The organism is Leifsonia sp. NPDC058194 (assembly GCF_042883605.1).
GTDB lineage: Bacteria > Actinomycetota > Actinomycetes > Actinomycetales > Microbacteriaceae > Leifsonia.
Map to the genome: position 1 here is coordinate 314464 of NZ_JBHVVL010000001.1, position 26802 is coordinate 341265.

The window sequence follows — 26802 nt, forward strand, 5'->3', positions numbered from 1 at the left end:
TCAGTGCGTGTGCTCCGCGTCGCCGAACTTGAAGGCGAGGCGGCCGTGGGCGAAGCCTCCCCCGGCACGGATGGCGGTCGCGACCCAGGCCGCTTCGGCCAGCTCCTGCTCGGTCGCGCCTGCCGCCACGGCCCGCTGCGAGTGGGCGTCGATGCAGTAGACGCACTGCGTGGTGATCCCGACGGCCACGGCGATCAGCTCCCGGAACTTCAGCGGGATGGCGCGGCCCTCGGGGGCGAAGACCGCCTCGTCGAAATCGACGAACGCCTTCAGGATGTCCGGTGTCTCCTTCTTATAGACCCGGGTGTACTTCTTGTCGGCTTCGCGATCGAAGTAGTCGCTCATGCATCGCTCCTCGTGGTGTGCGCCCGTGCGGGCGGACCGACGCTACCCGAGACCGCATCCGCCGGCGGCACCGGATTGCCGTTCGTGACGGAGCGCCGTTCATGCCGGAGCATGCGCGGCGGAAAATCCGAGAAAGTGGGAGGTGTTCCGGACGCTGCTCCGGAGGTTATCGTGAAGGCACGCTCCCCCGCTCGACGAGAGAGCGCATCCCACAGTCGTTCCGCGCACCTCGGCGCGACATGAACCTGGAGGTTGATCATGCCGTTTGTGACCACTGACGATGGCGCAGAAATCTACTACAAGGACTGGGGCAGCCACGACGCCCAGCCGATCATGTTCCATCACGGCTGGCCGCTGTCGGCCGATGACTGGGACGCCCAGCTGCTCTACTTCCTCGGCAAGGGCTTCCGGGTGGTCGCCAGCGATCGCCGCGGTCACGGCCGCTCCTCGCAGATCGGCACCGGGCACGACATGGACCACTACGCCAGCGATGCGTCGGCCGTCGTCGAGCACCTCGACCTGCGCAACGCCGTCCACGTCGGTCACTCGACCGGCGGCGGCCAGGTCGCCCGCTACGTCGCCCAGTACGGCGAGCCGCAGGGGCGTGTCGCCAAGGCCGTGCTGGTCTCGTCGGTCCCCCCGCTGATGCTGCAGACGGACGCCAACCCCGAAGGGACGCCGCTCGCGGTGTTCGACGGGTTCCGCGAGGCGCTGGCCGCGAACCGGGCCGAGTTCTTCCAGGCCGTCGCCTCCGGGCCGTTCTACGGCTTCAACCGCCCCGGAGCCACCGTCTCGGAGCCGGTCGTCGCCAACTGGTGGCGCCAGGGCATGACGGGCAGCGCACTCGCCCACTACGAGGGCATCAAGGCCTTCTCCGAGACCGACCAGACGGACGATCTGAAGGCGATCTCCGTGCCGGTCCTGGTCCTGCAGGGCGACGACGACCAGGTCGTGCCGTACAAGGATGCGGCGCTCAAGCAGGCCGAGCTTCTGCAGAACGCGACCCTCAAGATCTACGAGGGCTACCCGCACGGCATGCTGACCACGCACGCCGACGTCATCAACCCCGACATCCTGGCCTTCATCCAGCAGTAGCCGAGCCGGTTCGAGCGTGCGGACGGCGCACCGGGTGCCACCCGGTGCGCCGTCTGCGCTTCGAGTTCGCGGGGACAGGGGAGCGGACGAACGATGTCGGGACGTTCCCGCGATCTGCGAGGATGCGGTGCATGAGCAGCCACCCCTCCTCCCCTGTCGTGCTCGGCGGAACCGGCGTCGTCGGCCGGGAGACGCTCCGCGCCCTCCGAGAGCGGGGCGCCGATCCGCTGTCGGTCGCCCGGCGGCCGGACACGGCGAGTGACGGGCGAACGCTCGCAGCGGACCTCCTCGCCGCCGCGGATGTCGACCGCGCGCTCCGCGGGGCGGACACGGCGTTCTTCACCGTCGGCCTCCCCTACTCGTCGCGGGTGTGGGCGGAGCAGTGGCCGGTCATCCTGGGCAATGCGATCGACGCCGCCCTCCGCCACGATGTGCACCTGGTGTACTTCGACAACGTGTACGCGTACGGCCGCAGCCCGCAGCCGATGACGGAGCGCACGCCGATCGCGCCCGTCAGCAGGAAGGGCCGGGTCCGTGCCGCCGCGCTCCGCACGCTGGCGGATGCCGCCGCGCGAGGTCTGCGCTTCACCGTGGGCCGCAGTGCGGACTTCTACGGCCCGGGCGCGGCCACGAGCGTCTTCAACACGTTCGCCGTCGATCGGATCGTCGCGGGCAAGAAGGGCACCTGGCTCTTCGACGCCGACCAGCCGCATTCGATGACCTTCACCCCCGACATCGGCGACGCGCTCGCCCTGCTCGGCGCGGAGTCCGACGGCAGCGGGCAGACCTGGCACCTTCCGACCGCACCCCCGCTCACCGGGAGCGAGTACGTCCGGCTCGCCGCCGGCCCGACCGCTCCGGTCTCCGTGCTCGGGGCCGCCGCCATGCGCCTCGGTGCCCTCTTCAACGGTCCCGCACGCGAGACGCTCGAAATGGCGTACCAGTACACGTCCCCCTACGTCTTCGACTCCAGCGCGTTCGAGAGCACGTTCGGGGTGCGGGCGACCCCCGCGGCGGATGCGGTCGCGGCGACGGTCGCAGCCTCGACCGCACGCGGTCCGGGCACTGGAATGTGAGCACGGATCGGGACTATCGTCGCGGCATGTGCCGCAACATCCGCTGCCTCCACAATTTCGAACCGCCGACCACCGACGACGAGGTGCGGGAGGCTGCCCTGCAGTTCGTCCGCAAGGTCAGCGGATCCACCCATCCGTCCCGGGCGAACACCCCGGCGTTCGAGGAGGCCATCGAGGAGATCGCGCTGGCGACCCGGCGGATGCTCGACCAGCTGGTCACCAACGCGCCGCCGAAGACGCGGGAGGCCGAAGCCGTGAAGGGCCGGCAGCGCCACGAGAAGCGCATGGAGCGCGAGGTCAGGATCCGCACGGCGTCGGTGTGAGGCGCGACGCTGGTCTCGCCCTCAGTTGCGCACGTCTCATCCCCGAGTGAGCTCTACAGCGTCTCCCCCGCATCCGCCAGCAGCGTGCTCCCGGTCATGATGATGGACAGGTCGCTCGCCGCGAACAACACGACGCGCGCGATGTCGTCCGGCGTGCCGATGCGACCGATGCGGCTCTGAGTCATGACGTCGAGTGGCGGGATCTCGATGCCGGCAGCGGCGGCCTGCTCCATGGCGGCCTTCCCCGCTGCGATGTTCCCCTCGGTCGGCACGAAGCTCGGGGCGACGCCGAGCACGCGCACGCCCAGCGGCGCCAGGTCGACCGCGAGGGACTTGGTGAGTCCGGCGGCCGCGTGCTTCGAGCTGACGTAGGCGGCCATGCCCGGGAAGGCGACCTGGAAGCCCGCGGTCGAGATGATGTTCACGATGACGCCTCCGCTACCGTCGGCCGCCATGCGGCGAGCCGCCTCGCGGGAGCCGAGGAAGACTCCGCGCGCATTCACCGCGAAGACCCGGTCCCACATCTCGTCGGGCATCTCGAGTACGTGAGCGTTCGGGAAGAGGCCCGCGTTGTTCACCCAGATGTCGAGGCCGCCGAGCTCGGAGACGGCGAGGTCGGCGGCGGCGACGACCGACGCCGTGTCGGAGACGTCGGCCTGCGTGCCGATCGCCTGGACGCCATACTGGGCAGCCAACTCCGCTGCTGTCTCCTTAGCGGGCGCCTCGTTGATGTCCAGGATGAGGAGGTCGGCACCTGCCTCGGCGAGGCGGGCGGCGATCGCGCGTCCGAGGCCCTGCGCGCCTCCGGTGACCACGGCGCGACGGCCGGAGAGGGAGACGAGTTCTGCGATGGAAGCGCTCGAAACGTCGGCGAACGGGTAAGTCATCAGTGTCCTCCTGATCATCGGAATCGATTTACTGCAGAGTATGTCATAAATGAGTTGGAGCGCAGCCCCGGCTCCGGTTTCGGCTACCGTCGGAGCATGATGGAACCGGGCAGGAACCGCGGACGGCCGCCCCTCGTGGACGAGGACGACCTGCGCGCGCGAGCGATCGATGTCCTGCGCGAGCACGGATACAGCGCCGTCACGATGTCCCGCATCGCGGACGAGGTGGGTGTCAGCGTGCGAACCCTCCACCGCTACTTCCCGGCCAAGGCCGACATCGTCTGGGGCGGGATAGAGGGCTCCATCGACGCGCTCCGTGCCAGCCTGCGCCACGCCGACGACCGCCTCGCCCCGTTCGACGCGATCACGGCGGTCGTCGTCCAGGTATTCGAACAGGACGCTGATGCGCTTGCGGTCGGTCGTGCCCGGATGCGCATCATCGCGACCGAGCCGAACCTGGAGAGCACCCGACCGGAGACCTACCGTCAGTGGCGGGAGGAGACCGCGGCGTTCTTCGCGCGTCGGCTCGGGCTCACACCGGACGACCTGATTCCCCAGTCGGCCGCGGCCGCGGTGCTCGCAGCGATCATGGCAGGGATCGGCTGGTGGGCGGTGCAGGACGACGAGACCCTCGCCCCCGTGACCGCGGTGAAGCGCGCCCTCGGCGGCCTTGGCGCTGTGACGGGCGTACCGGCGGGCCCCTGAGCCCGCCGGCGACCGAGCCTGCCCGGCGCCACCCTCCCGGCTGGCGTACCCCTCCCGGCCCGCTACTCGACCAGATCCTCGATTCGGACCGTTCGCCCGCCATAGCGAGCGAACCCCCGGCTGCGCTGCTCCCCGTCCTCACCCGATCCGAACAGAAGGCGCGTACCCTCCTGCACGCCCGACCACTCTGCTCGCAGCCGCATCTCGCCGCTCGTCGCGCCGGTGACCTCCAGGTCGGCCTCATAGACGACGCCGCCCAGCATCGAGCCATGGAAGCTCTCTTCCCCGTTGTAGAAGCTGAGACCGTCGTCGCTGTAGTCGACGTAGCGGGAAAGGGCTGAAGAGTTGCCGCGGCCGTCCGACGATCGCTCGAACTCCAGATGCCCCGAGTGGGCGCCTGCGATGCGGCCGGTCGGAACGGTGTCGGCGGTGCGGCCGATGATTGTCCGCGCCTCGTCTCCACCGATCGCGTACGGCGGGGCCGCGGGAGTGGGCACGGTCGCGACGGGCTCGCCGGGCGTGTGGTCGAGGAGCTCGGCGAGACGGATGCGGAGGGTGCGCTCGGCCTCGCCGCCGCTGCCGCGCACCATCTCCATCCACATGGTCCGGGCACCACCGGGGTGCCACGACATCGGGGAGACGTAGACCCAGGAGTCATCGGCGCCCAGGAGCGGAGTGCCGACGTAGTCGGGGTCGGTGGCGGATCGCTCGAGGTCCACCAGCACCGGACCGACATTGCCAGGCCGGAACCGGCGGACACCGTCGACGACGTAGAGGTAGACGACCCAGGCGAGTTGCGCGGTGACCAGCTTGGCGTGCGGGCGGGGCACGAGGCCGAGGAAGACCGGGTCGGTGCCGTGCGAGGCCCGCGAGGTCATCACGATCCCGAGGCGCTCGTCGGGCGACAGGATGGTCGTCTCGTCGTAGCCCGGAGCGCGCGTGAGCGTCTCGATCCGGTCGGCCGTGAGGTCCTGCACGACCGAGTCAGTGAGCGGGCCGCCGCCGTCGCCGACGGACGAGATCGCGGAGCCGCCGCGCACGAACTGTTTGACCTCGCCGCCGAGCATCGCGCGGGCCGTGTAGTAGCCGTCGCGCCCGGGATCGGCCGTGAGCATGTCCGCGCTGCTGATGATCACGGGATCCGCGATCGTGTAGCGGTCGGCGTCGCGGCGCAGCTCGCCGAGCGCCACGATCGCCGTCATGTCGGTGCGGAGGGCCGTCCAGGCGATCCTCTCGCCATCGGGCGACACGATGATCTCCGACCAGTGATGGGAGGTGAGCGGGTCGGAGTCGAGCCCCCAGGGATACTCGACATCCACGAGCTCGGTGGAGGTCGCGGAGTCGAGGTCGGGCGCCGCCTCCAGCACATGGTCGCCGAGCAGCACGCGGCGGTTGTCGGTGAACGGCATATGCCGAACGCCGTTGGCGCTGGGCTTGCGCGGAATGGGCCCGGAGAAGATCTCGCGAAAGTCCGAGCCGTCGTCGGCGACGATCGCGGCGTGGAACCAGTCCTGCCCGACGGGATCGTCGTCCGTCCGGTAGAGCACGAAAACGGAGCCCGTGAACGTGTACGTCGCACTCTCCGGCCGCACGTGTGCGGGGAGCGGTAGCGTCGAGAGCTCGACGCGTCCGAGGTCACCCTCCACGGTCTCGGTGCGGGCAGTGGCGTCAGTCTCGACGGTGGTGTCGGTCATGCGGCGGCGTCCTTCTCTGTCGTGATCCAGTCGTGGATGCGGGAAGCGATGTACGCGGGCTCTTCGGCGGTCGCGAACGACCGGCCGGGCTCCGCGGGGTCGAGAGGTTCGAGGGTGTCGAGCTGGGAGCGCAGCAGTGCCGGCGGCATGAAGTGCTCACGCGCCGCCATCCGTTCGTGCAGGAGCGCCTCGGGCCCGGCGAGGTGCGCGAATCGGACGGGGCGTTCCGCTGCCGCAGCGATGGTGTCCCGATAGCGGCGGCGCAGCGCGGAGCAGGCCACGACGACTCCCCCGTCGGCCGCACTCATCGCGCGACCCACCGCCTCGAGCCACGGCGCGCGATCGTCGTCGGTGAGAGGCGTCCCGCCTGCCATCTTGGCGCGGTTGGCCGGCGGGTGGAGGTCATCGGCGTCGACGAACGGCACGCGCAGCCGGTCGGCGAGCAGTTGTCCGACCGTTGTCTTGCCGGATCCGGAGACCCCCATGACGACGATCGCCGGAGTCGTGACGTTCCTCTCCATCTCAGCGGACGCTCTTCACCTTGGTCAGGATGATGAGGCCGCCAACGAGCGCGAAGACCGCGCCGACCAGGTACAGGATCGTGTAGTTCTTCTCGGCTCCGACGGCGCCGATCAAGATGATCAGGGGTGCGATCAGGGGCGCGATCGCGCTCGGGATCTTCTGGGCGAACGCGACGACGGCGAGGTAGCGCCCGGCTTCCGCGCGGTTCGGCAGCACCGCGAACACGATGGCCTGGTCGACGACGCTGAACGCGGCGATGGCGAGCTGCATGATCACCGAACCGACGATCAGCGGCACGATCGAGTGGGCGAACGCCTCGACGATGGCACCGGCCACGAACAGCAGAGCACCGATCAGGGTGAACAGCTTGCGGCGGCCGAGCTTGTCCGAGAGGAATCCGCCGACGAGTGCGCCACCTGTCGCCGCCACGACGCCGATGATCCCGATGGCGGCGACGATTCCCGCCACCTCCTTCACAGGGATGTCGAGTCGCTGGGCGTAGAAGAAGGTGCCGAACGTGGTGTTGAAGTAGAGGCCCATGAAGAAGATGAAGCGGCCGAGCCAGTTCCAGCCGAAGTCCGGGTGCTTGCGGGGGTTGAAGACGTAGCTGCTGAGCAAAGTCTTCACGCCGATGGTGTCGTTGCGGACGATGTCACGCGAGCTGCCCTCGCGCTTGATGAACACGAACGCGAGAACGAGCACGAGGCCGACGATCCCGGGCACGACGAAGATCAGCACGGTCGACGACGAGACGGCGTACGCGATGCCGATGCCGAACACGGGCGCGATCTGGCTCGTCATGCCGGTCAGCGCCGAGGCACGTCCGCGCTGCTCCTCGGGGACCTTGTCGGCCAGCAGGGTCTGAATGGCCTGCCCGGCAGTCGCCCAGCCCAGGAGGCCGATCACCCAGCCGACGCCGATCAACAGCAGGCTCGGGGTGATTGCCACGAAGTACACCGCCACCAGCCCGAGAAGGGAGCCGACAACGATGAAGGGGGTCCGTCGGCCGAACGGCGAGCGCAGACGGTCGCTCCAGACGCCGAGCAGCGGGCTCAGGACGAGATAGACGAGCTGGGCCGATCCCGTGACGTAGCCGAGCACTTCCTCGTGCCCCGGCTCGAGCTCAGAGATACGGACCGCGAGCGCGTAGGACAGCGGGACCATCATGGCCATGCCGGCGCCGAAGTTGGCGACCGTGATCCAGAACAAATAGCTGGCGCTCACCCGCTTCAGCGGCGGCGCAACGAGGTCGGGACCGTTGAGCTCCTGGTTCTGGGGTCCGGCCGCCGGGCCGGCGGTGGTCGGCAGGACCGTGGCGGCCTCGACCCGGACGGCTCGCGATGATTTCGTGTCGAGATTGCTGTACTTGCGCATGCTGATTGACTCCTTCGTCAAACGGTTCGGGATGGTGCGCGGGGGTGCTACCAGTCGTGGACGGTGCCGTCGGCGAGCCGGTTGTAGGGCAGGTAGGCCTGCTCGTAGGGGTATTTGCCGGCCTCGTCGATGTCGAGCTGCACGCCGAGACCAGGTTCGTCGCCCGGATGCAGGAGCCCGTTGCTCCAGGTGAAGGACTGCTGGAAGACCTGGTCGGTCTTGGCGCCGTGCTTCATGTACTCCTGGATGCCGAAGTTGTGGATCGCGAGGCCGAGGTGCATCTGGGCGGCCATGCCCACCGGAGAGATGTCGGTGGGGCCGTGGAACCCTGACTTGATCTGGTAAAGGGCCGCGTAGTCCAGCGTCTTCTTGAGCGGTGAGATGCCGCCCATGTGGGTGACCGCACCCCGGACGTAGTCGATGAGCTGGTCGCGGATGATGTCCTTGAAGTCCCAGACCGTGTTGAAGATCTCGCCGATCGCCAACGGGGTGGTGGTGTGCTGGCGGACGAGACGCAACGCCTCCTGATTCTCCGCCGGGGTGCAGTCCTCCAACCAGAACAGGTCGTACGGTTCCAACGACTTCCCGAGCTTCGCGGCCTGGATCGGCGTCATCCGGTGGTGGCCGTCGTGCAGCAGCGGGATCTCCGGGCCGAACTCGTTCCGAACGGCCTCGAACACACCGGGAAGGTGGCGCAGGTACGCACGGGTGTCCCAGTCCTCCTGGACCGGCTTCGCGCCGCGGCGAGCCGGCTCGTGGTCGTAGCGGGCCTCGCCGCCGCCGGTGTCGGACGCCTGCGACGCGATCCCGTAGATCGCCTTCAGCCCGGGCACGCCGGTCTGGACGCGGATCGCCCGGTATCCCTGCTCGAGATGCGAGCGGACACTGTCGAAGAGCTCCGGCAGCTCCTTGCCCGAAGCGTGGCCGTACGCGAGCAGTCCATCGCGTGAAGCGCCACCCAGGAGTTGGTAGAGGGGCAACCCCGCAACCTTGCCCTTGATGTCCCACAACGCCATGTCCACAGCGGCGATCGACGCCATCGTCACCGGACCGCGACGCCAGTAGGCGCTGCGGTAAAGGAACTGCCAGGTGTCCTCGATCCGGCTGGCGTCCGCCCCGATGAGGAGGGGGACAACGTGGTCCGTAAGGTAGCTGACGACCGCGAGCTCACGCCCGTTGAGGGTGGCGTCCCCTAGGCCGGTCACGCCGTCCGCAGTCGTCAGCTTCAGCGTGACGAAGTTGCGATCCGGGCTGGTGACGATGACCTCGGCCTTGTCGATGATCACTTGCCGTCCTCCTTCTGGCCGGCGTTCCCCGGCTTGCTTCCGTCGAGTCCCCGCCAGCGGTTCCGCAGCGAGAAGGCGGCGCCCTTCGGCTTGCGGTCGCGGGTGAAGACGCCCTTCTTGTTGCCGTCCACCCGGTGGATGCCCGGACCGGTCATGAAGTCGGCGAAGTTCCAGATGTGCTCGCCCACGAACTCCGGGATGCGGTCGAAGACCCGGTGGTAGGTCGCAAGCAGGTCGGTCTGGTACTCCTCCGTCCAGGGCATGTCCCATACCGAGTGGAGGCCGGGTTGCGTGTCCGCACCGTACTCCGACATCATGATCGGCTTGCCGAAGCGTTGGACCCAGCCGCGCAACTCCTGCTCCAGCACGCTCTCGGCGGTGGCGAGGTCGCCGGTGAAGACGTACCAGCCGTAGTAGCGGTTGATCGACAGGACGTCGAAGAGGTCGCCGATCTTGTCGTTCGCCGGGGTGGCGAACATGACGGCGGCGTACGTCACGGGACGAGTCGGGTCAAGTGCGCGGGTCAGGTCCACCAGCGGCTCGAAGTACTCGCGGGCGCCCTCCTCGTTGGAGGCCGGCTCGTTGGCGATGCTCCACATCACGACGCTCGGGTGGTTCTTGTCCCGGTCGATCAGCTCGCGCAGGTGCTGCGCGTGCACGTCCTTCGTCTCGCCGCCGAAGTTCTCCTCGGCGAAGGTCGGTGTCGGCGGGATGCCCGTGAGACCGCCCTGCACGCCGAGGTTGAGGCCCACCGCGGCGGTCTCGTCGACGACCACGATGCCGTGACGGTCGGCGAAGTCGAGCACCTCCTCCGCGTAGGGGTAGTGGCTCGTGCGGAACGAGTTCGCGCCGGTCCATTCCATGAGCTGGAAGTCGTGCACGAGGTAGGCGTCGTCGTGGCCCTTGCCGCGCACCGGGGTGTCCTCGTGCTTGCCGAACCCGGTGAAGTAGAACGGCTCGCCGTTGATGAGGAATTCGGTTCCGCGCACCTCGACGGTGCGCACGCCGAACGGGAGAGTGTAGCTGTCGACGACGACGCCGACGCGCGTCAGCTCGACGACCAGGTCGTAGAGGTAGGCGGCGCCGGGCTGCCAGAGCGTCACGTCCTCGATACGAAACGTTCCGGTGGCGCCCTCGCCGGTCGCGACCGTCGCGCCGGACTCGTCCAGGGCTCGCACCCGGACCTCCACGTCAGGCTCGCCCGCCGCTCGTACGGCGTAGTCGATCACGCCGGCGGCGCCGTCCAGGTTGGTCGTCACGGCGATGTCGTCGATGTACGAGGCCGGGGTGCTGACGAGCTTCACCGAACGGGCGATGCCGGCGTAGTTGAAGAAGTCGTGAAGGTAGCTCTGGCGTTCGCGGCCATCTGGTCCGGTCGTCACCGTTCCCGGCGGGATGGTGATGTTCGTCAGGCGGTTGTCCACCGCGACGGTCAGACGAAACTCCTCGCCCGCCGCGACGACATCGGTGAGGTCCGCCTCGAACGGCGTGTAGCCGCCGACGTGCTCGGCGACGAGGGCATCGCCCACGTAGACCTTCGCCGCATGCGTGACCGAGCCGAACCGCAGCACGACCCGCTCCCCCGCCCAACCCCTCGGCACGCGCGCCTTCCGCTGGTACCAGACGACGCCGACGTGGTCGCGGATGGCAGGATCGACGAACAGGTCGTTGTAGCTGGCGGGGACCGGCGCCTCGAGCGCGGTGTCGAGCTGGGCGGCCCATGGGTTGTCGTCAATGGCGGTGTCGGGCGCGAAGCGCCAGAGACCGTCGAGGGTGACGACGTCGCGGGTGGGGGTGGTTCGGGTGCTGAGCATGCTTTCTCCTACGCGGCACTGCGGGGACAGTGGACTCAGTACAGCAGGTTTTGCACAATTCGGCAAGCGATTGCCATACTGGTGCCAGGAACTCTGCTCCCGACGCGTACTGGAGGCGATGACGCCGATGACCGAAACCACCCCGACCGGCCTGCGAATCGACACGGGCGGCGATCAGTTCCCCGTCTCCGGCGCCGCACCGCGGCTGTCCTGGCTGCCCGTGCCCGACGCCGCTAGAGGCTACGAGCTGCTGGCGCACGTCGACGACGTCCCCCTTCCGACGACCACGACCACCGGCCACCGGCTGAACGCGTGGCCGTGGCACCCGCTGACCAGCGGCCGGCGCGTCCGGTGGCGGGTGCGCGCCGCCGGTGGCGGCTGGAGCGACGAGCACGCCTTCGAGGTCGGGTTGCTGGACGCCGACTGGAGCGCCGAGTGGATCTCGCCCGTCGCGCTTGCCGCCGCGGACTCGGACGTGTTCGGGAAGCGGCCCGGCCACTCCCTCCGACGAATCTTCCCGGTGAGCCGCCCGGTGCGCCACGCCCGCCTGTACTCGACCGCACTCGGCGTCTACGAGGCCTTCGTCAACGGCGAGCGCGTCGGCACCGCCGAGCTCTCGCCCGGCACGACCTCGTACGACAAGACCGTCTACGCGCAAGCCGCCGATGTGGCGGGCTCGCTCGTCGCCGGCGACAACACGGTCGAGCTCGTGCTCACGGACGGCTGGTACCAGGGCCAGGTCGGCGCCTTCCACGCGCGCGCCGCCTGGACCGACGGCGACGACATCGCCGCCCGCGCCGAGCTCCACCTCACCTTCGACGATGGCTCGACCGAGATCGTCCGCACCGACGCCTCCTGGACCAGCTGGACCTCGCAGATCGTGCGCGCCGGCCTCATGGACGGCCAGGCCATCGACCTGACCGTGGAAGAGGTCGAACTCGGCCCCGCCCGCGTCGACGTCGTCGCCGCGCCTCCCATTTCGTGGTCGCCCGCGCCTCCCGTGCGGAGAGTCGAAGAGCGGTCGCCGACCTCCCTCACCCGCCTCGACTCGGGCGACTGGATCGCCGACTTCGGCCAGAACGCGTCCGGCTGGGTGCGGTTGGACGACCTGGGCCCGCGCGGCTCCCGCACCGTGATCGAGCACGGCGAGCACCTGGATCCCGTGGGCGACCTGGACATGTCGCATCTCGACTCCGAGCGCGAGGGCGACGGGCTGGTGGTGCTCGATCAGCGCGACGAGGTCGTCTCCGACGGCGCGGCGAGTTCGGTCTTCGAACCGCGCCACACGGTCCACGGCTTCCAATACGCGCGCATCCGTCGCGGCGATCTGCCCCTCTCGCCGGCGGACGTCACCATGCAGGTCGTCAACACCGATCTCGCGCCCGCCGGAGCCTTCCGGTGCAGCGACGACGACCTCAACCGCCTGTACGAGATCGCGGACTGGAGCTTCCGCGGCAACGCCGTCGACATCCCCACCGACTGTCCGCAGCGCGAGCGCATCGGCTGGACGGGCGACTACCAGGTGTTCGTCTCCACGGCCGTGCGCCTGTTCGACGTGCACGGCTTCACCCGCAAGTGGCTTCAGTCCGTGCGCGACGACCAGCTCGACGATGGCCGAATCGCGAACTTTTCGCCCGACGGCCGCCAGGTGAAGCGGCATCCCGAGCTCCAGGTCGCGCAGATGACCGGCTCAGCCGGCTGGGGCGACGCGATCGTCCACGTGCCGTGGGTGCTCTACGAGACCTACGGCGACCGCGACGAGCTCGGCACGAACTGGCGAGCGATGCAGCGCTGGGTCGACTGGGCGCTGACCACCGCGCGCACGCGACGTCATCCGTCGCGCATCGAGCGATCGGCGGAGCCGCTCCCGCACGAGGAGTTCCTCTGGGACGGCTCATTCCACTGGGGCGAGTGGTGCGAGCCCAAGGAGCGCGCGGAGGACGGCACGCTCGTCGACCCGCTGCAGGCGAACCCGATGGCGTGGTTCATGGAGGACAAGGGCGAGGTCGGCACCGCGTACCTGTTCCGCTCCACGTCGACGCTCGCGCGGATCGCCGCCGTGCTCGGCCGCGACGCGGACGCTGCGCGCTACGCCACCCTCGCCGAGCAGGTCGGGGACGCGTGGCGCATCGAGTTCCTCGCCGACGACGGCCGGACCGCGAAGGACACCCAGGCCGCTCACGTGCGCGCGCTGAGCTTCGGCCTCGTGCCTGAGGCACTACGTGATGCCGCGGCTGCCCGCCTTGTCGAGCTCGTCCGCCGCGCGGGCACCCACCTCGGCACTGGCTTCCTGTCGACGGCGGACCTCCTCCCCACGCTGGTGGCGACGGGGCACACCGACGTCGCCTACGAGCTCCTCTTCCAGCGCACGTCGCCCTCGTGGCTGGGCATGCTCGACCGCGGCGCGACCACGATCTGGGAGGACTGGGACGGCGTGGACGAGGACGGCCGCGCCTTCGCCTCCCTCAACCACTACTCCAAGGGCGCGGTCGTGCGCTTCCTCCACACCCACCTTCTCGGCCTCGACCAGGCTCCAGGATCGGTGGCCTGGGAGTCGTTCGTGCTGCGGCCGGTTCCGGGCGGCGGAGTGACCTGGGCGGAGGGGCACTACGTCACGCCACAGGGCACGATCGAGGCGACGTGGCGCATCGAAGACGGCACGATCACCGTCACCGGCACGGTCCCAGCGGGGACGACCGGGACCGTCGTACTACCCGACGGGACGGCCACCGTCGTCAGCGCCGGGGCCTTCCGCCTCACGGGAGCTGTGTAACCGGGAGGCAGCACAGCCTCGGCGAACGTAGAAGCGCCCGGCAGCATGCGCTGCCGGGCGCTTCTGCGTTCACGCCTCGGTGCGTCCGTTCCGCCGCGCGACCTCGCCCAGCCAGCCCAGGCTCGGCTTCGGCGTGCGCACGAAGGTCTCGCGGTCGACCTCGATGAGTCCGAACGTCGGCTCCCAGTGCCCCCACTCGTAGTTGTCGAGAAGGCTCCAGTGCAGGTAGCCGCGCACGTCCACTCCGTCGGCGATCGCGAGGCCGAGGTGGCGGAGGGCCTCGTCGGTGTAGGCGATGCGGCGGGCGTCGTCGTGCGTGGCGATGCCATTCTCGGTGACGACGATCGGCACGCCGCCCGTGATCTCGGCGGTGTGGCGCACGGCGATGCCGAGCGCGTCCGGACGGTAGGCGGTGCCGACGAGTGTGTTCTCCGGGCTGTCCTCGTAGGGCTCGATGCCGTCGGCGTTCACCCACTGCGCCGAGTAGGACTGCACGCCGACGAAGTCGTCGCCGCGGGAGCCCGCGAGGTAGAGGTCCTCCCAGATGTACTCGAGCTCGCGGCGCTTCTCCTCGCCGTCGGGACGGGTCTCGAACGCGCGGTTGGCGACGGTCCAGCCGACCTTCGCGCCGGTGCGCGCGCGGACCAGGTCGCGCACCGCGTGGTGGGCGTCAACGAAGATGCGGCCGATCTCGGGGCTCGGTGCGGGCAGCGCGGGGCGCGGGCCGTCGGTGTCGACGGTTGGGCTCTGCCACTCCTCACCCTGCTGCTGGGCCTGCTGCATGAACACGGCCATACCGGTCATCATCGCGAGCATGTTCGGTTCGTTCATCGTCGCGACCCACTCGACGCCCTCGAGGATGGTGGTCGTCGTGTCGACGTAGGACCGGAACCGGTCGATCGCGTCGGGCGCCATCCACCCGCCGCGCTCGGCGAACCAGCGTGGGTTGGTGAAGTGGTGCAGGGTGACGAACGGCGTCAGGCCGAGCTCGATGGCTGTGTCGATCATGCGGCGATAGTGCGCCAGCTCGGCGCGCGAGATCAGACCTGGCTCCGGCTCGATGCGGGCCCACTCGATCCCGAAGCGATAGCTGTTCAGGCCGGCATCGGCCATCAGCTGCATGTCCTCGCGGTAGCGGTGATAGCTGTCGCAGGCGTCGCCGCTGCGCTCCATGCCGGGGATGCGGCCCTCGTTGGCCCAGAAGTCGCTGTTGAGGTTGTTGCCCTCGATCTGGTGCGGCGCGGTGGAGGCGCCCCAGAGGAAGCCGTCGGGGAAGGTGCTCATCGGGTCGGGTCTGCTTTCTCTGCGGTGAGGATGGACGAGTGGATAGTGCGGAGTCGTGTAGCGAACGCGTCGTCGGCTGCGAGATCGGGCGAGACGTCCTGAAGGGCGTCCAGCGCGTCGGCGTCAGGGCGTTCGACGATCGCCCACGCGGCGATCGCGGTGGCGCACCCGTCTGCGGGGCGGCCGGCGTCGCGCTCGGCGAGCGCGACGGGGACGACGCGCAGCCGGAGCTTGGTCAGCGATCCCTCGGCGATCTGGGCAAGACGATGGACGATCCGCGGGTTGGCGAAGCGCTCGGCGAGGGCGGCGCGGTACCCGGTCGTCTCGACGGCGGGGAGCTGGGCTGCGGCCTCGTCCCAGAGCGTGTCGACCTGTGCACGGCAGACCGGATCAGCGAAAGCAGCGGCGACGGTATCGTGCCCGCGCAGCCGGCCGGAGGAGGCGAGGAGGGTGTGGGCGCCGTTCAGCATCCAGAGTTTGCGGGCCTCCCAGGGGTGGATGTCGTCGACGAAGCGCGCGCCTGCGGACTCCCACGCCGGTCGTCCCGAGGGGAAGTCGCCGGCCAGCACCCAGTCGGCGAACGGCTCCGTCACCACGGGCGCCGCGTCGGCCCAGCCGACCGCGGCGGAGATCCGTTCCACGTCGCCGGCCTCGAGCCGGGGTGTGATGCGGTCGACCGAGGTCGAGACGAAGGAGGCGCCGGTCGGGAGCCATGCAGCGAGGTCGGGCGAGACCAGCTGGGCGAACCCTCCGACCACACGGCGAGTGAGGGCGCCATTGTCGGGCAGGTTATCGCACGAGACGATCGCGATCGGAGGCGCGCCGAGTCGCCGCCGCACATCGAGGCCGAGGACGAGGCGGCCGGGGACCGTCCGCACTGCCGGAAGCTTCGGCCCGTCGCCGGAGAAGAAGTCCCGGAGCGCGGAGACATCGCGCTCGACGTCCGGGTCGTCTCGGTCGAGCGCTCCCGTCGGTGTTGCACGATATCCGGCCTCCGTCACCGTGAGGGTGACCACCGCGACGTCACCTGCCGCCATCGTCTCCACGAAATCGGCCAGATCATCCCCTGGTACCGCGCGGACGATGCTGTCGATGCGCTCGTACCGGTCGCTGCCCGCTCCGCGCTCCACGAGCGTGTAGACGCAGTCTTGCGCCTGCAGGATGTCGGCCGCATCGGGATGCCGCCCCGTGTACGCCGCGATCCCCCAGTCGTGCGCGTCCGCCGCGTGGGCCGTGTACCAGGCCTGGTGCGAGCGGTGGAAGGCGCCGAGGCCGAGGTGCACGATGCGGACCGGAGCACGCCCTCCCCCGGCTGCCGCGCCGCTCACAGTTTGAAGACCCGACGAGGCTGCGGGCCGACGATGTCGTCGGCAATCTGTTCGGCGGCGGCCAGCGTGATGCGGCCCTCGGCGACATAGCGGGCGAGGAAGCCGGCGTCGACCCGCCGGGCGGTGTCGTGTCGCACCGGGATCGACAGGAACGCACGGGTGTCGTCGATGAATCCGGAACCGCGGAAGAAGCCGGCGGTCTCGGTCACCGCGGAGCGGAACCGAGCGATCGCGTCCGGTGCGTCGAGGAACCACCACGGCGCCCCGATGTACACGCTCGGGTAGAAGCCGGCGAGCGGCGCGATCTCCCGGGAGTACACGGTCTCGTCGACCGCGAACAGCACGAGGTGGAACCCCTCGGCGTCCCCGAACCGCTCCAGCAGCGGCCGCAGCCCGGTGACGAAGTCGGTGCGGACGGGGATGTCGTGGCCGGTGTCGGAACCGTACCGCTCGAAGGTCGGCCGGTGGTGGTTGCGCAGCACGCCGGCGTGGATGGTCATCACGAGGCCGTCCTCCACGCTCATCCGAGCCATCTGGAAGAGCATGTGCGCCCGGAAGCGCGCCCGTTCCACTGGGCTCCCCTCCCCGGCGAGAACCGTTTGGAACAGCCGCTCGGCGTCTGCGGGGTCGAGTTCGAGGGCGAGCGGGTCCTGTACGCCGTGATCGGCCGACACGGCGCCGTGCTCGACGAAGTGGCGCCGCCGCTGTTCGAGGGCGTCGAGGTAGCCGGCGAACGTCTCGGCGCTGCCAGTCGCCGCCAGCAACCGGCGGACGTCGTCCGCGAAAGCCACGGAGTCCGGGTCGAGGTAGCGGTCGGGCCGGAACGTGGGAAGCACTCGGCCCCGCAGGCCGGAGGCCCGCAGCGCGTCGTGCTGCGCAAGGTCGTCGAGCGGGTCGTCGGTCGTGGCAAGCACCTCGATACCGAAGCGCTCGAACAGTGCACGCGGGCGGAATGCCGGCTCGGCGAGACGCGCCGAGATCTCGTCGAAGATCGCGTCGGCGTTGCCCGGGAGCAGCGGCTCCTGCACGCCCAGCACCTGAGCGAGCTCCTCCTCCAGCCAGTAGCCCGATGCGGTTCCGGCGAACAGGTGCCAGTGCTCGGCGAGGAGACGCCAGACGTTACGAGGATCGACTGAGCCGCTCTCTGAGGCGGCACCGAGGCCCAGCCGATCGAGGGACACTCCACCGGCGTGCAGCAGCCGGGTGACGTAGTGGTCGTGCGTCACGAGCAGGTCGGCCGGATCCTGGAACGCCGCATCCGTCGTGAGCCACTCGATCGGTACGTGGCCGTGGGGGGAGACGATCGGCGCATCGGCGACGCGCCGGTAGAGGGCGCGCGCGATGTCGCGCATGGTCGGATCGGCAGGAAGCAGGCGATCAGGATCGCGGCGTCGCGGTTGGAGCATGGGCACCATTCCAGCGCGTCACGGACTTTTTGTCAACCGATTGCCGACCCTCCCTATACCGCCTCCCGCCAGCGACTTATGGCAGACCGTGTCACCACCCGAGGAGACCGCTCGGCTAGACTGTGCCAACCGTTTGCCGTACGGTGAGCGGGGCCTGACGTGAAAGGACACGCGTGAGCGATTCGGAGACGTTGCCGCCGCGCACAGCGGCGAGGAAGCCGCCCGCGACGATCTACGACGTGGCCAAGGCGACCGGTGTCAGCCCGTCCACCGTCTCCCGCGCGCTCAACAAGCCCGGCCGCCTCAACGAGGCGACCGAGCGCCGCATCCGCGAGGCCGCCGAGGCGCTCGACTACCGCATCAACCCGATGGCCCGCGCGCTCCCCACAGGCAAGACGGGGACGCTCGCGGTCCTGGTCTCCGACATCACCAACCCGGTCTACTTCGACGTGGTCCGCGGTGCCGAGCGCGTCGCGACCGCCAACGGTCTCACCCTGGTCTTCGCCGAGTCGCAGGAGTCTCCGGAACTCGAGCGAGCGACCGCCGAGCGCCTCCAGACCTCGGTCGACGGCCTCTTCCTCGTCGCCTCCCGGCTCGACGATGCGCAGATCGGCGAACTCGCGGCGGTGAAGCCCGTCGTCGTCGCGAACCGCCTCGTACCCGGTGTGCCCGCAGTCGTGCCAGACCCGCGCCCGGGCATTACCGCCGCACTCGAAGAGCTGCGCGAACGTGGGCACCGCCGCATCGCCTACCTGTCCGGTCCCGAGGCGTCCTGGATGAACGACGTCCGCTGGCGCACCCTCTTCCAGTTCGCCGTGGATCGCGGCATGTCGATCGTCGAGATCGTCTCCTCCGCCCCCACTCGCGAGGGTGGAGCGGAGGCGCTGCAGCGCGTGCTCGCCGCCGACGTGAGCGCCGTGCTCGCCTACAACGACCTCCTCGCGCTCGGCCTCCTCCGCGCCGCGCGCGACCAGGACGTCGACATCCCCACCCGACTCAGCATCGTCGGCTTCGATGACATCTTCGGCGCCGACCTCCCCACCCCAGCCCTCAGCACGATCCGCAGCCCGTTGCGCGAGGTCGGCGAGGCCGGCATCCGCAGACTGCTCAGCGAGATCGACGGAGCAGCCGAGGTCGACATCCCCCGCCTCCCCACCACCTTCGTCAGCCGCGAGTCCGTCGCCGACCTGCGCTAGAACCTCGGGGAAGCCCCGGCCTAAGGTCCAGCGATGGCGGCGAGCGCCTCCCTTTGCGACTCCGCCGCCCGCACCGGCCGCGCGATCACCGCGACACCCTGCGGCTCGAGGGCCAGTCCGTGTGATTCGGCACCTGTGACGAGATCGGTGCCGTCGACCGCGACGGTGACGGGAGTCGTGCCGTGATTGATGAGGAACAGTGCGTCGCCGCGGCGCACCGACTCGACGAAGCCTCCATCTCGGTCGTCGACCACGGCCTCTGGAACGATCCCGCCATCGGCGAGGAGCACCCGCACCAGCGCCGCCGTGTCAGTGCGGCCCAGCCGGGTGGCGAGGTACCACGCCGAGCCGGCGCCGCGCGCTTTTCGGGTCAGGGCCGGCCAGCCCGCGTAGTCGCCGTCCACGACGGTGGCGAGCACCTCCGCATCGCGCACGCGCACGGCATCCAGCCACTCCTCGGCCACCGCCTGCCCGCCGGAGAACAGGTCGCCGGCGATCCGGACGGTCGGCGCGACCCGCGATTCCGGGGCGACAGGGATGGCGCCGGGACGCTGCTGCGCCTCGGCGAGCGGCGTGTACTCCTCGATCCAGACGCCGAGTGTGTCCTGCAGTCCGCCGAGGTAGCCGCCCAGGCGCACGCGAAGCCGCGCGTCGACCAGCGCCGTCTGGTCCGTGACGAGGACGGTGGACCCGGCGCGGGCGGCGGCGTCGAGCTGCTCGAGCTGCTCATCCGAGGCGACGTACAGGGCGGGGGCGATGACGAGCGGATACCGCGACAGATCCTCGTCCCCGCGGACGAAGTCCACGACCAGGCCCGCGTCGGTCAGGGCACCGTGCCAGCGGGAGACCAGCGGCAGGTAGCTCTGGTGCGCGACAAGGCCGCGCTGCTCGAGCGCCCACCAGCTGTCCCAACTGAAGACGATCGCGGCCTGCGCCGGAGTCGGGGCGCCGACGATCGGGGCGAGTTCTCTCAGCTCAGCGCCGAGAGCGGTGACCTCCCGCCACACCCGGGTGTCGGTGCCGCCGTGCGGGAGCATCGCCGAGTGGAAACGCTCGGCACCGACAGCGGACTGCCGCCACTGGAAGAACAGGATCGCGTCGGCGCCGCGCGCGAAGGCCTGGTACGACAGGGCGCGCATCTGCCCTGGCCGCTTCGGCGCGTTGGCGTTGCGGAAGTTGACGGCGCTCGTCGCCTGCTCCATGAGGATCCAGGGTCGGCCGCCGCCGAGAGAACGCATCAGGTCGCGGGACAGTGCAGCGCCCCGGGCTCCGTCCACATCGCCCGGGTCCGGATAGAGGTCGTCCGCGATCACATCGAGGTGCGGTGCCCAGCGCCAGTAATCAGCGTTGCGGAACGCCCCCATGAAGTTGGTGGTGACGGGCACCTCCGGGGTGATCTCCCGCAGGATCGCCTTCTCGGCGAGGAAGCAGGCGAGCAACTCGTCCGAGCTGAATCGGTCGAAGTCGAGCAGTTGCGCCGGGTTGCCGAACGCGGGTGTCGCGCGGGTCGGCAGGATCTCATCGAATGATCCATAGTGCTGCGACCAGAAGGTGGTGCCCCATGCGGTGTTGAGCTCCGCGATGGACCCGTACTTCGCCTCCAGCCAACGTCGAAAGGCGGCCGCGCTCTCATCGCAGTAGCAGCGGGCGACGTGGCAGCCGAGCTCGTTGTTGATGTGCCAGAGCTGGAGTGCGGGATGCTCGCCGTACCGTTCGGCGATCGTACGCACCAGGCGTCCGGCGGCCGACCGATAGGCCGGTGAGCTCGGGCAGTACGCCTGGCGCGAGCCGGGCGAGAGCCGCACTCCCTCCGCTGTCATCGGCAGCGACTCCGGGTAACGATGTGAAAACCACGGAGGTGGGGACGCCGTGGCCGTCGCCAGATCAACGCGGACCCCGCCCGCATGAAGCTTGTCGATCACCCTGTCCAGCCAGGCGAAGTCATACTCGCCCTCGCGCGGCTCCAGCAACGCCCACGAGAAGACGCCGACGGTGGCCAAGTTCACTCCGGCCTCCCGCATGAGCTCGATATCCTCATCCCAGACCGGCTCCGGCCACTGCTCGGGGTTGTAGTCGCCGCCGAACCAGGGACGATCGCTGAACACTGGGCGCATGGGGTGGTTGGTCCTTTCGGGAACGCGCTGCGCGCGACTACTTGATCGCGCCGGCGCTGATGCCGTCGACGATCTGGCGCTGGGCGAAGAGGTAGAAGATGACGACCGGCACAATCGAGATCAGCGTCGCGGCGAGCAGGATCTGCGGCTGCGGGGTCTCCGCCGAGACGAAGCTGGTCAGCCCGCGCTGCACGGGCATCAGGGAGCTGTCGTTGAAGATCACGAGCGCCATCAGGTATTCGTTCCACACCGCGAACGCCTGGATGACTGCGACCGCGGCGAGACCGGGCTTCGCCAACGGCAGCATGATCCGGAAGAAGATACCGAGCGCGGACGCACCGTCCAGTGCCGCGGCCTCCTCCAGGTCCTTGGGCTGAGAGGCGAAGAACGAACGCATGATGAGGGTGGAGATCGGGATGCCCGCAGTGACGAGGATGAAGATGTAGCCAGGCCGGGTGTTGGCGAGGTCCAGCGCCAGCAACACCTTGTACTGCGCCAGGAACATCGCGGGCGCCGGAATGATCATCACGGCGAGGATGAGGGCGGTGAATACCCCTTTGCCCTTGAAGTCGAGGCGGGCGAGGGCGTAGCCGGCGAGGCTCGACACCAGCAGGATCCCGACCACTGCGCACAGCGTGTAGATGATGCTGTTCGCGAGGTACACGGCCAGGTTGCCCTCCACCCAGGCGGTCGCGAAGTTCTGCCACTGTGGCACGGCGGGAATCAGCGAGTCGCCCTTGAGCAGCTCCGGCAGGGTCTGCATCGATCCGGAGATCATCCAGAGGATCGGGAAGATAGCGCTGATCGCGGCGACGACCAGGAGCGCGTAGAGGGCGACGCGACCGGGACGCACCGGTCGCCGGGTCCGCGGTTCCGCGGAGGACCGCGGGCGGGCGTCGACGAGCTCGCTCTGAGCTGACGTCAGTGTGGTTGTCATGGTCATCCTTCCGGCTCAGCCGTTCGCGCGACGACGCGAGAAGCCGAGCTGCAGCAGCGACAAGATGATGAGGGCGCCGCCGAAGATGACGGACATCGCGGCCGCTTGGCCGTAGTTGTTGTAGGTGAACGCCTGGGTGAAGATCTGCAACGTGGGCACCATGGTCGTGTATCCCGGGCCGCCGTTGGTCAGCACCTGCACTGTCCCGAAGATCTGCAGGGCGGCGAGCAGCGTGAGGAGGCTGACGACCGTGGTCACGGGTGCGAGCTGCGGCCAGGTGATGTAGCGGAACTTGGCCCATCCCCGCGCTCCGTCGAGTTCGGCCGCCTCATAGAGGTACTTCGGGATGTCCTGGAGGCCGGCGAGGAACAGGATGAAACCGAATCCCCAGTGCAGCCAGAGGAAGACGCCGATGACGGCGAGCAGTGCGACGTTGGGATCGTTGAGCCAGTCGTGCTGGAGGAACGGCAACCCGATCCAGCCGAGCATCTTGTTGATGATGCCCGAACGCGGGTCCAGCATGGCCGAGAAGACCATGCCGACGACGACGACGGAGAGCACGCTCGGGAGGTAGTAGACGGTGCGGAAGACGGTGCGGCCCTTGCGGATGGCGTTGACCGCGAGGGCCATCACCATGGAGACGCCATTGCCCACCACGAAGCCGACGACGCCGAAGATCAGCACGTTCTTCATGGAGGCCCAGAAGGCGACGTTCTTGAACGCACTGTCGTAGTTGCGAACGCCGACCCACGGGGTGTCCGGGCTGACGCCGTCCCACGACTGGAAGCTCAGGATGATCGACTCGACGAACGGGACGAGCGTGAACACAGCGATCAGGGCGATCGCCGGCAGGAGGAACAGGTATCCGGTGACGGCGCGACGACTGCCGAACCGGCGCCGCTTGCGCGGCGCCCCGGAAGGGCGCCGCGCAAGGGTGGTGCTGACGGACGTGGTCACTAGCCGGCGTCCTGAGCGCTCTGAACGTCGGCGAGCACTTCGTCGACCGTCATCTGGCCGAGCACGAGGCTCTGCACGTCGCGGTTGATCGCGTCCAGCACCTGAGGGCTGAACGTGTTCGGGATGACCTGCTGACTCTTCGCGGCCGCTGCGTACCCGGTGAGAGTGTCCGGGAGCTTCGAGCTCTTCAGCAGCTCCGGGCTGGTCGGGATGATGTAGGCCTCCTTCGCGAACACCTCCTGCTGGGCGGGATCGGTGAGCCACTTCACGAACGCGATCGAGGCCTCGACGTGCTCACCGCGCGGGTTGATGACCGCGCCCTTTCCAGGGACGCCCGGGGAGCGGGGCGTGTACTTGGCGTCCGACGCCTTCGGCAGCGCCAGCGAGAAGAACGACGTGTAGTCCGGCGCCGTCTTGTGGGCGACCGAGACACCGGGCGACGCATCGAAGATCGTCCCGACGCTGTGCTTGGTGAAGAAGTTCGTCTCCACCGTCGGATTGTCCGTCTGACCGCCCGGAATGGCGCCGCCCTGGATGGCGTCCGCCTTCTTGAGATCGGCGATCACCTGGAAGGCCTTCTTCCATCCATCCGAGGTCCACTTGTAGTCACCGGCGAAAGTGTCGTTGATCTGCTTGTCCGTCAGCCAGTTCGAGGCGAGGTACTGCACGAACTGCGGCGAGAGCGATGCGGCCACGGAGAACCCGCCGTTCGGGTCCTTGTTGCTGGCAGCGAGCTGCTTGATCAGGTCCGAAACCGTCTTCGGAGGGTTCGAGGCGTCCAGACCGGAGTTGGCCGTGTCGGCGATGAGCCCGTACGCCTGGTTCTCCCAGTGCACCGTGTAGATGCCGGGCTTGACGCCGAGGTTGTTCCCCTTCTCGAAGGTCGCCAGCTTAACCACTTCGGGGGTGAAGTTCTTGCTCCAGCCGTCTTTCAGCTCCTTCGTCAGATCCAGCGCCCAGCCCGCCTTGTAGAACGGTGCCATCGAGGTCGGATTGAAGGACGAGTAGATGTCGGGCATCTTCTTGGACTGCGCGTCCGCCTGGAGCTTCGGGAGGTAGTCCACCGGTCCGGGCGTGTCGATGGTAACCGTGACACCGGTCTGCTCGCCGTACTTCTTGGCGAGCTCGTTGAGGACCGCCTCTTGGCCGCGCGACTGGTTCAGGAACGTCAGCTGGACGTCCTTCTCGGCGGTTGCCGATGATGTCGCAGCGGGACTCGCGCCGCTGCATCCAGTCAGCAGCAGAGCGGCTGCGACGATGCTCGCGCCGGCGGCCAGTGCCCCCGACCGACGCACTTTGGATCGATTCAACTTGCGTGAAAGCATTCGTCCTCACCTTTGAAAGACGCCAGGGCGGTTCGCCCCGGCCATGGGAATGGGTTTGCAGGATGCTCAACTCTGAGTCGCTTATAGAGTTCGCATCTGGATGGTAACCAGGCGTCGGGAGCGATGTCAATTCTTAGGCGGGAATAGTTTTCGGATCTTTTGGGCTAGGGTTTCGACATGACGAGTACGGTCGGTGTGCGTGGACCCCGCGGCAGCTACGCGAAGACGAAGCAGCGCCGCCGCCAGATCGCGGAGGCTGCACTCGACCTCGTACTCGAGAAGGGCCACCGCGCTCTCATCACCGCGGAAGTCGCGGATCGGGCGGGCCTGAGCGAGCCCGGCGTGCTCTACCACTTCCCGACCAAGGACGATCTTCTACTGGCCGCCCTCCGACTTTCGGACGAGTTTGAGTGGTCGACGATGCCGCTCGGCGAGTCGATCCAGCGCGCCCCGGAGCGCGCGGCCGAGAGCCTCCGCCGCATCAACGTGGTCCGGCTCCACACCGCGATGTTCGGCGAGTCCAGCGATCCGACCCACCCGGCGCACGAGTACTTCAAGGAGCGCTGGCGCACCGGCGACGAGCGCATGGTCGAGAGCATTCGCACCCTCCAAGCCACTGGCACGATCGATGCGGCGATCGATCCCTACCGCGCTTCCCGCTGGATCCACACCGCCTGGGAAGGACTCCAGCTCCAGTGGCTGGCCGAGCAGGACTTCGACATCGCGGTCGAGCTCCGCGCCCTCATCGAGCGCATTCTCGATGTCTCCCTGGACGAAGTGGAACGAGCGACAGTTTCGTCCGACTGACGCGCATTTCGTCCGCGTCCGGATCACCCCATGGTGTTCTGATACGCCTCGATGATTTCGAGTGTGTCCAGATTGTGTCCCCGTGGTCCCGGAAACAACGAAACGGCAGTCCCACTGGACTGCCGTTTGCGTTCTGTGTCTGTAGCGAGGGCGGTACTCGAACCCGCGACACCACGATTATGAGCCGTGTGCTCGTATCGGGCCTTCGCCAGCCATCTTCACCAGCGGCAAAACCGCGTGATTCCGCACCTTTCTGCGGTGGCACACTCACCACGGCCACGTACGAGGGCACACGTTTGTGTCCAAAATGTGTCCACTTCCAGAGTCATCCTCGAGCTGCTGCACGCGGTCGCTGCCGGGCTGAGCGAATGGGCGTCATGTCCAAGCTTCGGATGTCGCGCGTCGGCACTAGCCTCAGACCATGACTCGGAACAGGACGGAGGCGCTCGGCTACCCAGGGGACCTCCCCGCCACAGCCCGGCCATATTGGCCCGACGTAAGCCGGTGGCCGACCCCTTCCGACGTTCATCATTTCCGGCGCTCGACTCGCCGCAATCCGGAAGCGCGGTTGGCCGTCCTGAACGGACTGCGATCGTGGTCACAGATCGATCTCACGTCCGTATGGTCATGGACAGGGATCTTCATCACAGTCGTGATAGCTGGAATCGGCGGCACAATCGTCGCCGAGGCCCCGTGGGTTCAGCTGGTGATCGGAGCAGTCCTGCTCGCTGCGGCGTACGTCTTTCTGGTGAAGCTGGCTTCGCTGAGCTCCACGGCCGACCAACGACGCCGACGCGCACACATCTGGCTTCGCGCCCTCGAATGAGCGGGCCGGCGCGTGGGATTCGAACCCTAGCGCGAGCGTTGCCTGTCGGCTTCTATGTCGGCAGTTACGCGCAATTCTGCCAATCTACGACCAGCCCTGATGCCACCGGATGCTCTTCGATTTCACACAAATGTCGTCAGAACGTTGTCACGGCCATCACGTCACCGGGAGGCGATCTATTCCCTGGGCCGCCAGTGACGGCTCGGGTGTCGGCAAAGGTGCCGGCACCCGAGCCATGGGTCAGATCCTGATGGTCTTCCCGCAGCTGCCGCAGCGGATCAGGCCATGCCGGGTCACGCGAACACCCACGAAGGTGTGTCGTCAGTAAGGACAGGTGAGGGTTGGGACAGATGCCTTGATCTAGCCCTTCGTTTGACGCGGGTCATGGGCGGGTGCAATCGTATTCTTGTCGTGGACCTGCCCGTTGACCCCTGGACGCTGAGCTCGCCGCCGCCGTTGCGCGCCATGATGTCGCGCGTCTGACGGTAAGCGTCAGCCTGAGTGTCCGCTCGCACCGAAGCGCGCGAAGAGTCATTCGGCTTGCTGGCCCCCACCCATTTGCGTCTCTGTATACGCTGTAATCAGTTGCCACTGTGTCTTCCTTAGAACGAGTGGATAACCTGAACGCCCCGGCGGGAGTTTGGTCCCACGCTGTCCGGTTGCTCAGGCTCCCGAGGCTCGGCGTGATCGCTGGCGCTCTCGGGCACCACACACAGTGACCAACCCTG

Annotated in this window: 22 protein-coding genes; 7 read left to right on the forward strand and 15 right to left on the reverse strand. The window is 68.5% G+C overall.

Going from position 1 to position 26802, the window contains the following annotated elements; translation table 11 throughout:
* Positions 1–345: a carboxymuconolactone decarboxylase family protein gene (locus ACFVU2_RS01430; protein ID WP_387870101.1), complete on the reverse strand. Its 345-nt coding sequence runs from the start codon at positions 343–345 to the stop codon at positions 1–3.
* Positions 346–603: 258 nt separating this feature from the next.
* On the opposite strand from ACFVU2_RS01430, the gene ACFVU2_RS01435 reads away from it, so the two are divergent.
* The 3 genes from ACFVU2_RS01435 (at position 604) to ACFVU2_RS01445 (ending at position 2839) form a co-directional block, all read left to right on the forward strand.
* Complete coding sequence (locus tag ACFVU2_RS01435) at positions 604–1440, forward strand: alpha/beta fold hydrolase (RefSeq protein ID WP_387870103.1); 837 nt, start codon at positions 604–606, stop codon at positions 1438–1440.
* 131 nt (positions 1441–1571) lie between these two features.
* A complete protein-coding gene (locus tag ACFVU2_RS01440) occupies positions 1572–2516 on the forward strand; it encodes an NAD-dependent epimerase/dehydratase family protein (protein ID WP_387870104.1) in 945 nt (314 codons plus the stop codon).
* A 26-nt stretch (positions 2517–2542) separates the two neighbouring features.
* A complete protein-coding gene (locus tag ACFVU2_RS01445) occupies positions 2543–2839 on the forward strand; it encodes a DUF2277 domain-containing protein (protein ID WP_387870106.1) in 297 nt (98 codons plus the stop codon).
* Positions 2840–2892: 53 nt separating this feature from the next.
* Here ACFVU2_RS01445 and ACFVU2_RS01450 read toward each other — a convergent pair whose 3' ends face one another.
* Positions 2893–3726, reverse strand: a complete 834-nt coding sequence (locus tag ACFVU2_RS01450; RefSeq protein WP_387870108.1) for an SDR family NAD(P)-dependent oxidoreductase — start codon at positions 3724–3726, stop codon at positions 2893–2895.
* Between the two features lie 96 nt (positions 3727–3822).
* Here ACFVU2_RS01450 and ACFVU2_RS01455 point away from each other — a divergent pair, with 96 nt between their 5' ends.
* The gene (locus tag ACFVU2_RS01455; protein ID WP_387870110.1) at positions 3823–4431 is read left to right on the forward strand and encodes a TetR family transcriptional regulator; all 609 of its coding nucleotides are present in this window, start codon (positions 3823–3825) and stop codon (positions 4429–4431) included.
* 62 nt (positions 4432–4493) lie between these two features.
* On the opposite strand, the gene ACFVU2_RS01460 is transcribed toward ACFVU2_RS01455, so the two are convergent.
* Genes ACFVU2_RS01460 through uidA form a run of 5 tightly spaced genes read right to left on the reverse strand, consistent with a single transcriptional unit; the run spans position 4494 to position 11121 of the window.
* The gene (locus tag ACFVU2_RS01460; protein ID WP_387870112.1) at positions 4494–6125 is read right to left on the reverse strand and encodes a hypothetical protein; all 1632 of its coding nucleotides are present in this window, start codon (positions 6123–6125) and stop codon (positions 4494–4496) included.
* Positions 6122–6646, reverse strand: coding sequence for a gluconokinase (locus ACFVU2_RS01465; RefSeq protein WP_387870113.1), 525 nt, complete (start codon positions 6644–6646; stop codon positions 6122–6124). The genes ACFVU2_RS01460 and ACFVU2_RS01465 overlap by 4 nt, the downstream gene beginning before the upstream one ends.
* A 1-nt stretch (position 6647) precedes the next feature.
* The gene (locus ACFVU2_RS01470; protein ID WP_387870115.1) at positions 6648–8021 is read right to left on the reverse strand and encodes an MFS transporter; all 1374 of its coding nucleotides are present in this window, start codon (positions 8019–8021) and stop codon (positions 6648–6650) included.
* 47 nt (positions 8022–8068) lie between these two features.
* The gene (gene manD, locus ACFVU2_RS01475) at positions 8069–9307 is read right to left on the reverse strand and encodes a D-mannonate dehydratase ManD (protein ID WP_387870117.1); all 1239 of its coding nucleotides are present in this window, start codon (positions 9305–9307) and stop codon (positions 8069–8071) included.
* Positions 9304–11121, reverse strand: coding sequence for a beta-glucuronidase (gene uidA / locus ACFVU2_RS01480; RefSeq protein WP_387870119.1), 1818 nt, complete (start codon positions 11119–11121; stop codon positions 9304–9306). Before uidA ends, manD begins: the two co-directional genes overlap by 4 nt.
* Before the next feature lie 127 nt (positions 11122–11248).
* Between uidA and ACFVU2_RS01485 the strand changes: the two genes are divergently transcribed.
* Positions 11249–13894: a family 78 glycoside hydrolase catalytic domain gene (locus ACFVU2_RS01485; protein ID WP_387870121.1), complete on the forward strand. Its 2646-nt coding sequence runs from the start codon at positions 11249–11251 to the stop codon at positions 13892–13894.
* Positions 13895–13963: 69 nt separating this feature from the next.
* On the opposite strand, the gene ACFVU2_RS01490 is transcribed toward ACFVU2_RS01485, so the two are convergent.
* From ACFVU2_RS01490 to uxaC, 3 genes are read right to left on the reverse strand one after another with little or no spacing between them, the layout of a single operon-like run.
* Complete coding sequence (locus ACFVU2_RS01490; RefSeq protein ID WP_387870123.1) at positions 13964–15178, reverse strand: glycoside hydrolase family 1 protein; 1215 nt, start codon at positions 15176–15178, stop codon at positions 13964–13966.
* Entirely contained in the window at positions 15175–16506 is a 1332-nt protein-coding gene (locus ACFVU2_RS01495) for a mannitol dehydrogenase family protein (RefSeq protein ID WP_387870125.1), read from the reverse strand. The genes ACFVU2_RS01490 and ACFVU2_RS01495 overlap by 4 nt, the downstream gene beginning before the upstream one ends.
* Positions 16503–17912 (reverse strand): glucuronate isomerase, encoded by a 1410-nt coding sequence (gene uxaC, locus ACFVU2_RS01500; RefSeq protein WP_387870126.1) that lies wholly within the window; start codon positions 17910–17912, stop codon positions 16503–16505. Before uxaC ends, ACFVU2_RS01495 begins: the two co-directional genes overlap by 4 nt.
* Before the next feature lie 173 nt (positions 17913–18085).
* On the opposite strand from uxaC, the gene ACFVU2_RS01505 reads away from it, so the two are divergent.
* The gene (locus ACFVU2_RS01505) at positions 18086–19108 is read left to right on the forward strand and encodes a LacI family DNA-binding transcriptional regulator (protein ID WP_387870128.1); all 1023 of its coding nucleotides are present in this window, start codon (positions 18086–18088) and stop codon (positions 19106–19108) included.
* A gap of 20 nt (positions 19109–19128) precedes the next feature.
* Here the strand turns inward: ACFVU2_RS01505 and ACFVU2_RS01510 are convergent, their stop codons facing one another.
* From ACFVU2_RS01510 to ACFVU2_RS01525, 4 genes are read right to left on the reverse strand one after another with little or no spacing between them, the layout of a single operon-like run.
* Positions 19129–21222, reverse strand: coding sequence for a beta-galactosidase (locus ACFVU2_RS01510; protein WP_387870130.1), 2094 nt, complete (start codon positions 21220–21222; stop codon positions 19129–19131).
* A gap of 37 nt (positions 21223–21259) precedes the next feature.
* Entirely contained in the window at positions 21260–22159 is a 900-nt protein-coding gene (locus ACFVU2_RS01515) for a carbohydrate ABC transporter permease (protein WP_387870132.1), read from the reverse strand.
* Between the two features lie 15 nt (positions 22160–22174).
* Complete coding sequence (locus tag ACFVU2_RS01520; RefSeq protein ID WP_387870133.1) at positions 22175–23116, reverse strand: carbohydrate ABC transporter permease; 942 nt, start codon at positions 23114–23116, stop codon at positions 22175–22177.
* Complete coding sequence (locus ACFVU2_RS01525) at positions 23116–24411, reverse strand: extracellular solute-binding protein (protein ID WP_387870135.1); 1296 nt, start codon at positions 24409–24411, stop codon at positions 23116–23118. The genes ACFVU2_RS01520 and ACFVU2_RS01525 overlap by 1 nt, the downstream gene beginning before the upstream one ends.
* A 207-nt stretch (positions 24412–24618) precedes the next feature.
* Between ACFVU2_RS01525 and ACFVU2_RS01530 the strand changes: the two genes are divergently transcribed.
* A complete protein-coding gene (locus ACFVU2_RS01530) occupies positions 24619–25248 on the forward strand; it encodes a TetR family transcriptional regulator (protein WP_387870137.1) in 630 nt (209 codons plus the stop codon).
* A gap of 1119 nt (positions 25249–26367) precedes the next feature.
* Here ACFVU2_RS01530 and ACFVU2_RS01535 read toward each other — a convergent pair.
* Positions 26368–26628, reverse strand: a complete 261-nt coding sequence (locus ACFVU2_RS01535; RefSeq protein ID WP_387870139.1) for a DUF2188 domain-containing protein — start codon at positions 26626–26628, stop codon at positions 26368–26370.
* Positions 26629–26802 lie beyond the last annotated feature (174 nt).

Coding starts and splice junctions, on each gene's coding strand:
- ACFVU2_RS01430 (WP_387870101.1), bottom strand. CDS start 345: ATGAGCGACTACTTCGATCGCGAAGCCGACAAGAAGTACACCCGGGTC.
- ACFVU2_RS01435 (WP_387870103.1), top strand. CDS start 604: ATGCCGTTTGTGACCACTGACGATGGCGCAGAAATCTACTACAAGGAC.
- ACFVU2_RS01440 (WP_387870104.1), top strand. CDS start 1,572: ATGAGCAGCCACCCCTCCTCCCCTGTCGTGCTCGGCGGAACCGGCGTC.
- ACFVU2_RS01445 (WP_387870106.1), top strand. CDS start 2,543: ATGTGCCGCAACATCCGCTGCCTCCACAATTTCGAACCGCCGACCACC.
- ACFVU2_RS01450 (WP_387870108.1), bottom strand. CDS start 3,726: ATGACTTACCCGTTCGCCGACGTTTCGAGCGCTTCCATCGCAGAACTC.
- ACFVU2_RS01455 (WP_387870110.1), top strand. CDS start 3,823: ATGATGGAACCGGGCAGGAACCGCGGACGGCCGCCCCTCGTGGACGAG.
- ACFVU2_RS01460 (WP_387870112.1), bottom strand. CDS start 6,125: ATGACCGACACCACCGTCGAGACTGACGCCACTGCCCGCACCGAGACC.
- ACFVU2_RS01465 (WP_387870113.1), bottom strand. CDS start 6,646: ATGGAGAGGAACGTCACGACTCCGGCGATCGTCGTCATGGGGGTCTCC.
- ACFVU2_RS01470 (WP_387870115.1), bottom strand. CDS start 8,021: ATGCGCAAGTACAGCAATCTCGACACGAAATCATCGCGAGCCGTCCGG.
- uidA (WP_387870119.1), bottom strand. CDS start 11,121: ATGCTCAGCACCCGAACCACCCCCACCCGCGACGTCGTCACCCTCGAC.
- ACFVU2_RS01485 (WP_387870121.1), top strand. CDS start 11,249: ATGACCGAAACCACCCCGACCGGCCTGCGAATCGACACGGGCGGCGAT.
- ACFVU2_RS01490 (WP_387870123.1), bottom strand. CDS start 15,178: ATGAGCACCTTCCCCGACGGCTTCCTCTGGGGCGCCTCCACCGCGCCG.
- uxaC (WP_387870126.1), bottom strand. CDS start 17,912: ATGCTCCAACCGCGACGCCGCGATCCTGATCGCCTGCTTCCTGCCGAT.
- ACFVU2_RS01510 (WP_387870130.1), bottom strand. CDS start 21,222: ATGCGCCCAGTGTTCAGCGATCGTCCCTGGTTCGGCGGCGACTACAAC.
- ACFVU2_RS01515 (WP_387870132.1), bottom strand. CDS start 22,159: ATGACAACCACACTGACGTCAGCTCAGAGCGAGCTCGTCGACGCCCGC.
- ACFVU2_RS01530 (WP_387870137.1), top strand. CDS start 24,619: ATGACGAGTACGGTCGGTGTGCGTGGACCCCGCGGCAGCTACGCGAAG.